A 12,681-nucleotide genomic window follows, 5' to 3' on the forward strand; every position below is an offset into this window, starting at 1 on the left:
GGCAAGCTCGCGCCATGCCTGCCCCGATCGAAATCGCCCTCGACGAGGCCCGCGCCGCCGCGGCGCGGGGCGAGGTGCCGGTCGGCGCAGTGGTGACGGATGCTGCCGGGCGCGTACTGGCCCGGGCGGGCAACGAGGTGGAAGCGCGGCACGACCCCTCGGCCCATGCCGAGCTGCTGGCGCTGCGCGCAGCGGCGGCAGGGCGGCGCGACAAATTCCTCACCGATTGCACGCTGACGGTGACGCTGGAGCCCTGCCCGATGTGTGCCCAGGCGATCGGCTTCTTCCGCATTCGGCGCCTGGTCTTCGGCGCCTATGACCCGAAGGGCGGCGGTGTCGAGCATGGCGCGCGGATCTATGCCGCACCCTCCTGCCATCACGCGCCGGAAGTGGTGGGCGGGATGCGCGAGGCGGAATGCGGCGCCGTGCTGCGCGAATTCTTCGCGGCGCGGCGGTAGGTCAGGCCTTGGCGGTGGGGACCGAGGCTTCCGGCTGCGGCTGCGCCTCGGCTTCCGACACTTCGGCCTGCGGGGTGTCGTTGCCCGTCGCGGTGGAGGATACCGCTGCGGCGCTGGCGAGCCCCGCCGAGAGAAGGATGCGCCGCAGGAAGTCCCCCCAGGGATCGGTGCGCCGTTCCATGCGCCTCATCCCCCCGCCGGGCCGGTGCAGCGCGCAGCATGTCTGCGTGGCATCTCTGGTCTCCTGCATCCGGGGGGAGGATGCCGTATGGTTGTGTCATGATAACGGCAAAGTAGAAACCAAGTGTATCCCGAAGCTTGACCACACCGGTTAATACCGTCACGAAGCGGTGAAATTACGTTACCGGATATTTCCGAAGAGAGGACAAAGGATGATCCGTCGCCGCGCGCTGCTTGCCGCGCCCCTGCTGGCGCCCGGCGCTCTCCCTGCGCAGGAGGCGCCCTGGCCGGTGAAGCCCGTCCGCATCCTGCTCGCCTACCCGCCCGGCGGCAGCACGGATGTGCTGGCCCGCGCGCTGGCCGAGGCGCTGGCCGCCGCCATCCCGGGGAGCAGCTTCATCGTCGAGAACCGGCCGGGCGGCGCCGCCGTGGTCGGCACCCAGGCGGCGGCCGTCGCGGCGCCGGACGGCTATACGCTGAGCCTCGGCAACAACCAGACCCATGCCGCCAACGCGGCCATGGTGCGCGACCTGCCCTATCGCCCGGTTGAGGACTTCACCCCGATCGGCCGGCTGGCCGAGGTGCATCACGCCCTCGTCGTCCCCGCCAGCTCGCCCGCCCACACGCTCGCCGAGCTTGCCGCGCGCGGCAGGGCGGGGCGCCTCACCTATGCCTCCTCCGGCGTCGGCTCGGCCAGCCATGTGATCGCCGAAAGCTTCGTCCGCCGCGCCGGTCTCGAGGCGACGCACGTGCCCTATCGCGGCGGCGCCCAGGCGACGACGGACACCATCGCCGGCGTCGTCGACTTCTTCGTCTCCACCTGGCCGCAGGTGATGACGCTGGTGAAGGAGGGGCGGCTGCGGGCTCTCGGCATCGGCGCCCCGGCGCGGCTGCCCGACGTCCCGGATGTGCCAAGCTTCGCCGAGGCCGGCGCGGGATACATGGCCGTCGATGCCTGGTTCGGCCTCTGGGCCCCGGCGCGGACGCCGGCGCCGGTCATCGACCGGCTTTCGGAGGCACTGCCGAAGATCCTCGCCGAGCCGGCCATGGCATCGCGGCTGGCCAGCCTCGGCTTCACCCCGGCGCCGCTGCGGGCAGCGGAGTTCGCGGCCTTCCAACGGGCGGAGGTGGAGCGCTGGCAGGGGCTGGTGGAGCTGACGGGGATTCGGTTGGAAGGCTGAGGCCTATCAACCAAAGCAAAGATTGATAGGCAACAATGTATCGCCTAGAATAGGTCCTGCTGATTCAGCCTCATGCGTTGGGTACAGGACGCTGCCGTGCAGATCAACTTCGGTAACGTTCATGTCGCAACGCCCCAGTTGCCGCCATCCGCAGCCGGCCTTCGCCCCCTCGTCGCGTATGATGCAACCCTTCCAGCGGGCCCGGTGTCGATTCTGGCGCAGGTGCAGCTGCATGCCCGGACAGCCGCGGCCGATGTCCGCATCCATGTCGCACCGCTCGCCGGCGGCACCGGGGTCGCAACCGGCGGCCGCAGGCTGGAGCGTGGCCCGGATGATCGTGTGCTGTTGCATGCGCTCATCCCGGAGCCGGACGGGTACCGGATCGTGGTCGAGGTCGAAGAGGTTGCCGAACCGCCCCTGCTTCGTCTCCTTACCGTCACCGATGGCCATGCTCCGGATTCCCGCGATGCCGCCTTCGATTTCGACCCGGTCTCGGCCGAGGATCTTACGAAGCTGAGCTGCGTGATCCTCGGAACGACGACGCGCTGCCCGGCCTCCTGCATCAACTGCCCGACCAACAAGCCGGTCACCGCCGACGTGCCGAAGGGCGTCATGTCGATGCCGCTCTTCCAATCGATCGTCGATGGGTTGGCCGAGCTTGGCTATGCCGGCTCCATCGTGTTCGGGCTCTACGGCGAGCCGATGCTCGACCCGCATCTCAAGGAGCGCCTGGCCTATATCCGTGCGCGGCTGCCCTCAGCCTCGCCTCTGATCGCCACGACAGGGTCGGTCTACGAGCCGTCCCGGCATGACGGGGCGCTCGAGCACAGTTGCGCCATCGCCGTCCATGTCGAGTCGATCCGGCCAGATGTCTATGATCGTCGGATGGACCCGCTGCGCCACCACCGGGCCATGCCGCGCATCCGGCAACTGCTGAGCAAACTTGGTCAGCGTGCCCATCTCTCGGTTCCTTTGAATCGGGAAAATTTCGGGGATATCCCCGAGATGCTGCGCATGTCGCTCGACCTGGGCGCGGCCCTGCCAGACTTCTCCGCCCTGTCGAACCGGTGCGGCCACAATACCGTTTTCGAACAGGAATCCTTGGCCCCGGCTGCGGCCTGCTGCTCTCCGGCGAAGGTCGCCTCCGACCTCGTGATAGACTGGGACGGCACCGTCGTCGCCTGCTGCTTCGACTTCCTCCGCCAGGGCAAGCTTGGCAGCGTCGCCGATGGCGACGTCAAGGCCTTTCTCGAGAGCGAAGCACGGCTGGCCGCGCTTGAGCGGTTCCGGCGCAAGGACTGGGCGTCGATGCCGGCTTGCCGCAACTGCCGGATCGACGACCCGCAGGCAGTAACCCGCATGGTGCAGGAGGTGACGACGCAGGAGATGCGCGTCATCTGCATTCCGGCGCTCGCCTTCAACCGGCGGGAGGACGTCGCCGCCGATCACGGCAGCCTGATCCTGAATCACCCCCAGGCGTTCGAGCCCGAGGCCGCCATTCGCGTCTGGGGACCTTATTGGCGCGTTCCGCCCGGCCGTTATCGTATCGACCTGAATGCCGCCTTCACCGGATGGGAGCAACAGAGTTTTGCTGTCGTGGAGCTGCTGAAGACTTGTCAGGTGGTTGATACCATCAGGCTGAGCGGCCCAATGGACGTCGTAGGCGGAGTTGGCTTCGAAACCGACGCTGAAGGAACGGAGCTTCTCGAAGTCCGCATCGCCACCCGCAACCTTGGCTTCCAGATGGACGGCGCGGTGCTGTACCGCGTCTGATCGGCATCAGGCCTTCTTCTCCCAGCCCCGCGCGCCCTGCTGCCAGTAGGAGAGCGCATGCCCCGCCGCCTTGGCCGCGCTCCAGCGGCGGCGGGCGGCGGCGACCGCTTCCTCGTCGGCGCCGTCGAAGAGGTCGAGCACCCGGTCGTACTCGCCGAACCGCGCGCTCTCCGCCCCATCGACCAGCACGAGGAAGCGCGCGCCGTTCGGCGCCGGAGCATCTTCCGCCGTCAGCCAGATCGGCTGCATGGCGGCATGGCCGCTCCTGGCCGTGCCATGCGGCAGCCAGTCCGGGTCGGCCGACTTCCAGAGCGCATCGTCGAGCGCGGCCACCCGCTCCTCGCTGCCGCAGAGCACCACCGCCCGCCCGCCGGTGCCGAGCACCCGGCCGAGCAGCTTCGGCAGCGCCATCTCCAGCGGCAATCGGGTGAGATGGTAGAAGGCGACCTCGGCCATGCGATCCTCCCTCGGCCGAATCAGACCTCCGCGCCAGGCGGCGCTCCGGTCATCGGACGATCAATGCTCGAAATACATGGCGACCAGGGTATCGAGCAGCCTTGCGCCGAAGCCGCTCGGGCCGCGCGGGCCGAGCGCCGTCGCCTCGGCCCGGTCATCGACGCCGGCGATGTCGAGATGGGCCCATGGCGCCGGCCCCGCGAATTCGCGGAGGAAGGCCGCGGCATGGCAGGCATCCGGCTGCCGCGTCCCGCTCGCGCATTGCTTCAGGTCGGCAATGGCGCTGGCGAGGTCCTCGCGGTGCCGCGCCCCGATCGGCATGGGCCAGAGCATCTCGCCCACTGCCTCCCCCGCCGCCTGGGCCTGGGCCAGCAGCCCGGCATCGGTGCCGAACAGCCCGGCCCGATGCGCCCCGAGCGCGGTGACGATGGCGCCCGTCAGCGTCGCCAGGTCGAGCACCGCCTGTGGCTTGAAGCGCTGCGCGTAGTGCAGCGCATCGGCCAGCACCAGCCGCCCTTCGGCATCGGTGTCGATGACCTCGACGCTGCGGCCTGAGCCCATGCGCAGCACGTCGCCCGGCCGGTAGGATTCCGCCCCCACCGCATTCTCGGCCAGCGCGAGGATGGCGATGGCGGGCGCCGGGGAACGGCGGAGCGCGAGGGACAGCATCGCCCCGGCGCAGGCAGCGGCGCCAGCCATGTCGGCCTTCATCGCCTCCATCCCCGCCGCGCCCTTGACGCTGATGCCGCCGGTGTCGAAGCAGATGCCCTTGCCGACGAAAACCACGGGCGCCGCCGCGACGCTGCCGCGCCAGCGCAGCACGGCCAGCCGCGGCGGGTTCTCGCTGCCCCCGCCGACGGCAAGCAGCCCGCCCAGCCCCTCCCGCGCCAGCCGCTTGCGGCCGAGCACGTCGACGGCGATGCCATGCTCGGCCAGCGCCTCCAGCCGCGCGGCGAAGGCGCGGGTGGTGAGCGCGTTGCCGGGCTCCATGGCGAGGTCGCGCGCCAGCAGGCAGCCGCGCACCCCGGCCGCCGCCCGGTCCCAGCACGGGGACACCGCCTCCGGGTCATCGACGATCAGGTCGAGGCGCCGCGGCCCTGGCGAGGGCTCCGCCCGGTAGCGGGTGAAGCGCCAGGCGCGCAGGCAGGCCCCGGCAGCGAGGGCGGCGGCATCGGCCGGCGCCAGCCCGCGCGCATCGATGCCGAAGCGCCGCGCTTCGCCCGCCATGGCGGCGGCCGTACCGCCCGCCTCCTCCCAGTCGAGTGCCCGGCGCGCGGCGCCGGTGCCGACCAGCATCACCCCCCGCTCCGGCAGCATCACCGCCTGGCGCAGGGCGCCGGTGAAGCCGGCCGCCTCCGCCGCCGCCCGCAGCGCGGCCGGCACGGCGGCGGCATCCGGCAGCGGCAGGGCGAGCGGCGCCCGCGCCTCCTCGCGCGGCGCCCGCCGCAGCTTCACCGTCAGCATGAAAGGCGGCTCAGCCTTCGTAATGCTCGGCAACCAGCCGGTCGAGCAGGCGGAGGCCGAAGGCCGTCGCCCCTTTCGGCGATGTCGCCAGGTCCTTGCCGCTCCAGGCGGTGCCGGCGATGTCGAGATGCGCCCAGGGCATCGGCCCTGCCTTGGTGTCGACGAAGCGCTGGATGAACTGCGCCGCGCTGATCGAACCGCCCGGCCGCCCGCCGACATTCTTCATGTCGGCGATCTCGGACTTGATCTGCTTGTCATAGGCCTCGCCCAGCGGCATCCGCCAGCAGGCCTCGCCCACCGCCTTGCCGGCCGCCATGATCCGACCGGCCAGCTCGTCGTCATTGCTGAACAGGCCGGCATGCTCGTGGCCGAGGGCGATGATGATGGCGCCCGTCAGCGTGGCCAGGTCGATCATGAAGCGCGGGGCGAAGCGCGTCTGGCAGTAGTGCAGGACATCGGCCAGCACCAGCCGCCCCTCGGCATCGGTGTTGATGACCTCGACGGTCTGGCCGCTCGCCGTCGTCACCACGTCGCCCGGGCGCTGCGCGCTGCCGCTCGGCATGTTCTCAACGAGGCCGACGAGGCCGACAGCATCCACCTTCGCCTTGCGGCCCGCGAGCGCCGCCATCAGCCCGATGACAGCGCCGGCGCCGGCCATGTCCCACTTCATGTCCTCCATCCCGGCGGCGGGCTTGATGGAGATGCCGCCGGTGTCGAAGGTCACGCCCTTGCCGATGAAGGCGACCGGGCGCTGCGCCGTGCCCTTCTTCCCCTTGGACGCGCCGTTCCACTGCATCACCACCATGCGCGGCTCCTGCGCGCTGCCCTGCGCCACGCCGAGGATCGCGCCCATGCCGAGCTTCTTCAGCTCCTTCGGCCCCATGATCTCTACGGTGAGGCCGAGGCTCTCCAGCGCGCGGCAGCGCTCCGCCATCTCCGGCGGGTTGAGAATGTTCGGCGGCTCGGTCACCAGGTCCCGCGTGAGGAAGACGCCGTCGGCGACGGCGCGCAGCGGCGCCCAGGCGGCCTTCGCCGCGCTCGCGGCATCGGTGGCGATGGAGAGGCGCTCGAGCTTCGGCTTGTCCTCCTCCTTCTCCGTGGTGCGGTAGCGGTCGAAGCGGTAGCTGCGCAGCAAGAGGCCCATGCCGAGCGCCGCGGCCACGGGCGGCGGCAGCGCCTCGGCGGACACCACCGCCTCGCGCTCCGCCTGGATGACGCCGTAGAGCGCGCCGCCGGCCGCCTCGGCTGCCTCCGCCGTCACCTCCTTGCCGAGGCCGATGGCGACGATGCGGGCCGGCCCCGCGGCGCCATCGGCCAGGGCCGGGGCCCAGATGGTGCAGCTCTGGCCCTTGCGACCCTTGAAATTGGCCGCCGTCAGCGCGCGCTGCACGGCGCCGCCGCTCGCCGCATCGACCGCCTGCGCGAGCCCGCCGAGGGCCTCCGCCCCTTCGCCGATGGGCAGCACCAGCGCGCCATGGCGGGGCAGGGCGGGCTTCACGAAAGCGATGTCGATCATGCGGCTGGGATTCCCGGACAAGGGTGAGCTGCCAAGGATAGCACCCTCCGCCGCTGGCGGGAGGCGGGGCGGCCGGGTAAAGCTGCGGGGATGGATGATGTACTGCTGCTGGACCTCGCCGCCAGCCTCGCGCGCCGCGCCGCGGCCGCGATCGAGGCGGTGCGCCGCGCCGGCTTCGTGGTGGACCGCAAATCCGACGAAAGCCCCGTCACCGAGGCCGACCACGTGGCCGAGGCGCTGATCGTCGAGGGGCTGCGCGCCACGACGCCCGGCATCCCCGTCGTGGCGGAGGAGGAGGTGGCCGGCGGCCTCGTCACCGCGGCCTGCCCGGCCTTCTGGCTGGTCGACCCGCTCGACGGCACCCGGGACTTCGCCAAGGGCCGCAGCGAATACGCCGTCTGCATCGGCCTGGTGCGGGAGGGCCGGGCGGTGCTCGGGGCGCTCGCCTTGCCCGCGACGGGGGAGATCTTCGGCGGCCTGCTCGGCGCCGGCGCCTGGAAGGAGGAGGGCGAGGGTACCCGCCGCCCCATCCAGGCCCGCCGCCCGCCGGCCGAGGGGCTGACGGTGCTGGCCAGCCGTCATTATGCCGACGACCCGCGGATGGAGCCCTTCCTTGCCGGGCGGCCGGTGGCGGAACGGCGCAGCGCCTCCTCCGCGCTGAAATTCTGCCGGGTGGCGGAGGGCGCGGCCGATCTCTACCCCCGCTTCGGCCCGACCATGGAATGGGATTCGGCGGCCGGCCAGGCGCTGGTGGAGGCTGCCGGCGGCGCGGTGACGCTGGTGGACGGCGCCCCGCTCCGCTACGGCAAGCCGGGCTGGCGCAACCCCGACTTCATCTGCCGCGGCGCATGACGGAGCGCCTGACTCCTGCCGAGCTGAATCGTGCCGCCGCCCTGCTGCGCGAGGGCGCCCTCCTCGCCTTCCCGACCGAGACGGTCTACGGCCTCGGCGCCGATGCGCGGAACGCCCGGGCCGTCGCCGGCATCTTCGAGGCCAAGGGGCGGCCGCATTTCAACCCGCTGATCTGCCACTACCCGGAGGCCGAGGCCGCCTTCGCCGAAGTCCGCGCCGATGACCGGGCGCGGCGGCTGGCCGCCCGCTTCTGGCCCGGGCCGCTGACGCTGGTGCTGCCACGCCGGCCGGAATGCCGGGTCGACCCGCTGGCCGGCGCCGGGCTGGATACGCTGGCGGTGCGGGTGCCGGCGCATCCGACGGCGCTCGCCCTGCTGCGGGCCGCCGGCGTACCGGTGGCGGCGCCCTCGGCCAACCGCTCCGGCCAGGTCAGCCCGACCACGGCCGAGCATGTGCTGGACGGCCTCGGCGGGCGGATCGCCGCGGTGCTGGATGACGGGCCCTGCGCGGTCGGCGTCGAATCCACCGTGCTGGACCTGACCGGCGCCGGCCCCGTGCTGCTCCGGCCCGGCGGCGTGCCGGTGGAGGCGATCGAGGCGGAGCTCGGCCCCGTCGGCCGCACCCTGCCCCCCTCGGCCGCGGTGGCGACGGCCTCGTTGCGCTCGCCGGGGATGCTGCTCTCGCACTACGCCCCTGGCCTGCCGGTGCGCCTCGGCGCGACCTCGGTCGGCCCGGATGAGGCCTTGCTCGCCTTCGGTCCGCCCCTGCCCGGTGCATCGGTGGCCTGGAACCTCTCCGAGGCCGGCGACCTGCGCGAGGCCGCCGCCCGCCTCTTCGCCGGGCTGCGCTGGCTGGACGAGGCGGGCAGCGCGCATGGCTGCCGTGGCATCGCCGCCATGCCGGTGCCGGAGACGGGGCTCGGCGCCGCCATCAACGACCGGCTGGCGCGCGCCGCGGCGCCGCGCGGCTAGCGCTGCGCCACGTAGTGGGCGATCTGGGCGATCTGCGCGTCGCTCAGCCCCTGGACCACGCCGTTCATCTGCGTGTCCGAGCCGTGGCGCTTGCTGTCGCGGTAGGCCTTTAACGTTTCCGCCAGGTAGTCCTCGCGTTGCCCGGCGATATGCGGCACCTGGTTCTGCCCGGTGAGGGCCGGGAGGTGGCACACCCCGCAGCGCAACTGGCCCGCCAGCGCCGCCCCGGCCTCGAAGGCGCCGGCATCCCGCGGCGCCCGGTCCGGCGGCGGCGCATGGGGCAGGGTGGCGACATAGGCGCCGAGGTCCTCCACCTGCTGGTCGGTCAACCCATCGGCGGGCGCCTGCATCGCCGGCACGTCGCGCAGCCCTTCGCGGAACAGCACGAGCTGCAGGGCGACGAACTCCGCCTGCTGCCCGGCCAGCGATGGAATCCCCGGCATGGCGGAGATGCCCCGCTCGCCATGGCAGACGCCGCAATTGCGCTCTGCCACCAGCGCCGCGCCGCGCGCCGCCGCATCGCCCTGCGCGGCAGCGGGAAGGGCCGGCGCCATCAGCGCCAGCCCCAGCAACAGAACCCGCAAGCCTGTCATCGCCGGTAGGTGATGCGGTAGATGGCGCCGTTCTGCTCGTCGGAAACCAGCAGCGACCCGTCCGCCATCACCAGCACATCGGTCGGCCGCCCTGAGAAGCTGTTCCCGGCGGTGTCGAGGAGTCCGCTCAGGAAGGGCTCCACCTGCCCCTGCGTGCCGTCCTCGTTCAGCGTGACGGTCACCACGTCGAAGCCGCTCTTGGCGTCGCGGTTCCAGGAGCCGTGCCGGGCGATGAAGGCCCGCCCGCGATAGGCCTCGGGGAACATCGTGCCGGTGTAGAAGCGCATGCCGAGCGGCGCCGTATGCGGCCCGAGCAACGCCACCGGCGCCGGGAATTCAGAGCACTGGCGCCCGGTATGCCCGGGGTCCTGCCAGGCGTTGCCCGAGCAATAGGGGAAGCCATGATGCTCGCCCGGGCGCGACAGCCGGTGCAGCGTGTCCTCGGGCAGCTCATTGCCGGCCCAGTCCCGGGCATTGTTGCTGGCGTAGAGCACATTGGTCCCCGGCCGCCAGTCGAAGCCGACCGAGTTGCGGATGCCGTGCCCCATCACCTCGCGCCCCGACCCGTCGGGATTGTAGCGGACGATCAGCGCATGCCGGTTCTCGTCGAAGGTGCAGACGTTACAGGGCACGCCGATATTCATGTAGAGCTTGCCGTCCGGCCCGAAGGCGGCGAATTTCCAGCCGTGATGGCCTTCGGTCGGCAGGGCGAAGGCCTCCGTCAACTCCACTGGCTCGGCATTCGGGTTCTGCGCGATGTTGTCGAAGCGCAGCACCCGGTTGACGGCGATGACGTAGAGCGCGCCGTCCCGCACCACCACGCCGTTCGGGTTGTCGAGCCGCTGCGCCAGGATGCGCGTGCTGCGCGCGTTGCCCTCGTCCTTGACCGCATAGACGCGCCCGATGGTGCGGGTGCCGACATAGACGGTGCCATCCTCTCCGCGCGCCATCATGCGCGCGCCCGGCATGCCGGAGGCCCAGAGCTCCGCCCTGAAGCCCTCCGGCAGCCGGATGGAGTTGAGCGGGATGCGGTCCGCCGGGGTTGCCGTCAGGCGTGGGGCATGGGGTGCCAGCGAGCTGTTCGCCTGCTCGGCCGGGCGCCCCTGGGCCCAGGCGGGCGGGGCCGCGGCCTGTTGGGCGAGGGCCGCGCTTCCCAGCGACAGGGACAGGGCACCGGCCAGCGCCATACGCCATGCGGAATGGGACGTCATCAATTCCTCCAGGACGGCGCCTAGCTGCGCCATTCGCCTGGAAGCTAATTCATGTCGTCCCGGCAAGACAATGCCACGGCACCCTTCCCGGCGATCACGCTGGCGTCCGTTCCAGCAGTTCGATCGAGATGTTTTCCGGCCCGCGGATGAAGCAGATGCGGATGCCGGGCCGCGGCGAAGTCGGCTCCATGGTGAACTGCACGCCCTTCGCCCTCAGCCCCGACACCGCCTCGTCCAGCCCCTCCACGCTCAGGCCGAAATGGTCGATGCCCTGGTAGGGCGCGGAAGGCGGCGCGGCCGCGGCGGCATCGGCCTGGATGATGAAGACATCCTGCCCGCCGACCTTCATGTCGATTCGCGGCTTGCCCTGCTGCAGGCTGCGGATGATCTCGGCGCCCAGCATTTCCTCGAACCAGGCGGCGGTCGCCTCCGGGTCCGGGCTGCGGAGATGCACATGGTCGAAGCGGTAGCGCGGCATCAGGTCCTCCCTCGGGCCGCGAGCCTAGCCCTGCGACGGCGGCCTTGACCACCGCCGGGGCGCCGCCTCATCTGCCCGGGATGGACCAGCAGAGCGAACTCGCCAAGGTGAAGGCCCGCATCCGGGCCCTCGCCGCCAAGACCGTCGAGCGCGGCTGCTCCGAGGCGGAAGCCATGGCCGCCGCCGCCAAGGTGGGCGAGCTGCTTGAAGTCTACGGCCTCTCCATGGGCGAGGTGGAGCTGCGCGAGGAGGCCTGCGTGCAGGCGCGCCTCACCGTCCAGGGTCCGGGCCGCGTCGCGCTGCGCTGGCTCTTCCCGTCCGTGCTCCGGCTCTGCGAATGCCGCGGCTGGACCGACGGGCGCGAGGATTTCGTCCTCTATGGCCTCGAGCCCGACGTGCAGATGGCGGAGTACCTGCTCCGCGTCGTCGAGGGCGCGCTCACCTTCGAGGAGGCGCGCTACCGCCGCAGCCCGGCCTATCGGGACAACCCGCTGCCCGGGCAGGCCATCCTGCGGAGCTTCCGCTACGGCTTCGCCGACCGGGTGGCGAAGCGCCTCGACGCCATGGCGGATGAGCGCCAGGCCGCCGCCGAGGTACGGCAGGCTGCGACCTCGACCGGTACAGCCCTCGTCCTGGCGAAGGAGCGCAAGGTGGAGGAAGGTTTCCGTGGCCTCGGCATCCGGCTCCGCAGCGTCACCAGCACGGCGACGGTGCGTGACCGCGGCGCCTGGGGTGATGGTGCGGCCGCCGGCGGCCGGGTCGGGCTGAATCGCCCGGTCGGCGCCGACCCGCACGCCCGCCGCCTGCGATGAGCCGCGACGACGCGATGGCCCGCCGCCTCTACGCCTGGGAGGACCGGGTGGTGGCGCCGCGCGACGCCTCCCTCGTCCCCTTCGGGCAATTGCAGGCACTGGTCGACCATGTCTGGTCCGCCGAGGGGCTTCGCTTCCCGCCCCGGGTGCGGCCCCTGCCCCGCCAGGCCCGCCGCACCGTCGCCCGCGCCACCCGCCTCGCCATCGAGGCACCGCCGGAGCTGCCGAGCTGGGTCCTGCTGCACGAGCTCGCCCATGCGATGACCAGCACGGCGGAAGGCGAGAGCGCCGGCCACGGCCCGGCCTTCGTCGGTCTCTACCTGCACCTGCTGGTCCGCCATGCCCGGATGCCGGAAGCCGAGCTGGCGGCCTCGCTCCAGGCCGCGGGGATCGCCTTCGACCTTGCGGCGCGGCCCGTCTTCCTCGGTGCGGGATAGCGCATCACCGGCTTGGCGGCTTCTGGCCTGCCGGGAGCGCGCGGCTATGGCACAGGAACGAAGCGGACGGCCGCCAGCACCCCCGCCGGCTCGAAGCGCAGCTCCACCGCACCGCCCGAGCCGAGGTCGTGCGCGAGCGCCCGCTCCGGCAGCCGCGTGCCGGAGCCGCGCCGGTCCGGCGGCCGCATCACCGGCGGGCCGCCCGCCTCGATCTTGAGCTGAACCGCCCGGCCAACCAGCCGGCGCCACCCGGGGACGAACCCTCTCCTCCCCAAGCTCCGCCGGACCTCCCCTCGGCA

15 protein-coding genes are annotated in these 12,681 nt (G+C 72.1%); 7 read left to right on the top strand and 8 right to left on the bottom strand.

Annotation, left to right across the window (positions count from 1 at the left end; all coding sequences use genetic code 11):
* The first annotated feature begins 14 nt into the window (after positions 1 to 14).
* Positions 15 to 458, top strand: coding sequence for a nucleoside deaminase (locus tag LH62_RS07690; protein WP_201445444.1), 444 nt, complete (start codon positions 15 to 17; stop codon positions 456 to 458).
* Position 459: 1 nt separating this feature from the next.
* Here LH62_RS07690 and LH62_RS07695 read toward each other — a convergent pair whose 3' ends face one another.
* Positions 460 to 639 (bottom strand): hypothetical protein, encoded by a 180-nt coding sequence (locus LH62_RS07695; protein WP_043360372.1) that lies wholly within the window; start codon positions 637 to 639, stop codon positions 460 to 462.
* Between the two features lie 211 nt (positions 640 to 850).
* On the opposite strand from LH62_RS07695, the gene LH62_RS07700 reads away from it, so the two are divergent.
* Together LH62_RS07700 and LH62_RS07705 are read left to right on the top strand one after the other, a co-directional pair.
* On the top strand, positions 851 to 1,819 hold the full coding sequence (locus LH62_RS07700) for a tripartite tricarboxylate transporter substrate binding protein (RefSeq protein WP_043360375.1): 969 nt from the start codon (positions 851 to 853) through the stop codon (positions 1,817 to 1,819).
* Between the two features lie 96 nt (positions 1,820 to 1,915).
* Positions 1,916 to 3,592, top strand: a complete 1,677-nt coding sequence (locus LH62_RS07705) for a radical SAM/SPASM domain-containing protein (RefSeq protein ID WP_160299797.1) — start codon at positions 1,916 to 1,918, stop codon at positions 3,590 to 3,592.
* 6 nt (positions 3,593 to 3,598) lie between these two features.
* Here LH62_RS07705 and LH62_RS07710 read toward each other — a convergent pair whose 3' ends face one another.
* From LH62_RS07710 to LH62_RS07720, 3 genes are read right to left on the bottom strand one after another with little or no spacing between them, the layout of a single operon-like run.
* Complete coding sequence (locus LH62_RS07710; RefSeq protein ID WP_043360379.1) at positions 3,599 to 4,048, bottom strand: DNA polymerase III subunit chi; 450 nt, start codon at positions 4,046 to 4,048, stop codon at positions 3,599 to 3,601.
* Positions 4,049 to 4,108: 60 nt separating this feature from the next.
* Entirely contained in the window at positions 4,109 to 5,512 is a 1,404-nt protein-coding gene (locus LH62_RS07715; protein ID WP_052213920.1) for a M17 family metallopeptidase, read from the bottom strand.
* 10 nt (positions 5,513 to 5,522) lie between these two features.
* Positions 5,523 to 7,028: a leucyl aminopeptidase gene (locus LH62_RS07720; protein WP_043360382.1), complete on the bottom strand. Its 1,506-nt coding sequence runs from the start codon at positions 7,026 to 7,028 to the stop codon at positions 5,523 to 5,525.
* 90 nt (positions 7,029 to 7,118) lie between these two features.
* Here LH62_RS07720 and cysQ point away from each other — a divergent pair, with 90 nt between their 5' ends.
* The gene (gene cysQ, locus LH62_RS07725; RefSeq protein WP_043360383.1) at positions 7,119 to 7,880 is read left to right on the top strand and encodes a 3'(2'),5'-bisphosphate nucleotidase CysQ; all 762 of its coding nucleotides are present in this window, start codon (positions 7,119 to 7,121) and stop codon (positions 7,878 to 7,880) included.
* Positions 7,877 to 8,851 carry an L-threonylcarbamoyladenylate synthase gene (locus tag LH62_RS07730; RefSeq protein ID WP_043360386.1) on the top strand — a complete coding sequence of 325 codons (975 nt, stop codon included), beginning with the start codon at positions 7,877 to 7,879 and terminating at the stop codon, positions 8,849 to 8,851. Before cysQ ends, LH62_RS07730 begins: the two co-directional genes overlap by 4 nt.
* Here the strand turns inward: LH62_RS07730 and LH62_RS07735 are convergent.
* The 3 genes from LH62_RS07735 to LH62_RS07745 form a co-directional block, all read right to left on the bottom strand.
* Positions 8,848 to 9,444: a c-type cytochrome gene (locus LH62_RS07735; protein WP_043360388.1), complete on the bottom strand. Its 597-nt coding sequence runs from the start codon at positions 9,442 to 9,444 to the stop codon at positions 8,848 to 8,850. The two genes, LH62_RS07730 and LH62_RS07735, sit on opposite strands and share 4 nt — an antisense overlap.
* Positions 9,441 to 10,655: a sorbosone dehydrogenase family protein gene (locus LH62_RS07740; RefSeq protein WP_082012817.1), complete on the bottom strand. Its 1,215-nt coding sequence runs from the start codon at positions 10,653 to 10,655 to the stop codon at positions 9,441 to 9,443. The genes LH62_RS07735 and LH62_RS07740 overlap by 4 nt, the downstream gene beginning before the upstream one ends.
* A 94-nt stretch (positions 10,656 to 10,749) precedes the next feature.
* The gene (locus LH62_RS07745; RefSeq protein ID WP_043360391.1) at positions 10,750 to 11,133 is read right to left on the bottom strand and encodes a VOC family protein; all 384 of its coding nucleotides are present in this window, start codon (positions 11,131 to 11,133) and stop codon (positions 10,750 to 10,752) included.
* A gap of 80 nt (positions 11,134 to 11,213) precedes the next feature.
* Here LH62_RS07745 and LH62_RS07750 point away from each other — a divergent pair, with 80 nt between their 5' ends.
* Positions 11,214 to 11,945 (top strand): DUF2786 domain-containing protein, encoded by a 732-nt coding sequence (locus LH62_RS07750; RefSeq protein WP_043360393.1) that lies wholly within the window; start codon positions 11,214 to 11,216, stop codon positions 11,943 to 11,945.
* Positions 11,942 to 12,382, top strand: coding sequence for a hypothetical protein (locus tag LH62_RS07755; protein WP_043360396.1), 441 nt, complete (start codon positions 11,942 to 11,944; stop codon positions 12,380 to 12,382). Before LH62_RS07750 ends, LH62_RS07755 begins: the two co-directional genes overlap by 4 nt.
* A gap of 44 nt (positions 12,383 to 12,426) precedes the next feature.
* Here LH62_RS07755 and LH62_RS30190 read toward each other — a convergent pair whose 3' ends face one another.
* Positions 12,427 to 12,657, bottom strand: a complete 231-nt coding sequence (locus tag LH62_RS30190; protein WP_144404417.1) for a hypothetical protein — start codon at positions 12,655 to 12,657, stop codon at positions 12,427 to 12,429.
* Positions 12,658 to 12,681: the final 24 nt, after the last annotated feature.

It is taken from the genome of Belnapia sp. F-4-1, from assembly GCF_000802185.1.
In the GTDB taxonomy this organism is placed as follows: domain Bacteria; phylum Pseudomonadota; class Alphaproteobacteria; order Acetobacterales; family Acetobacteraceae; genus Belnapia.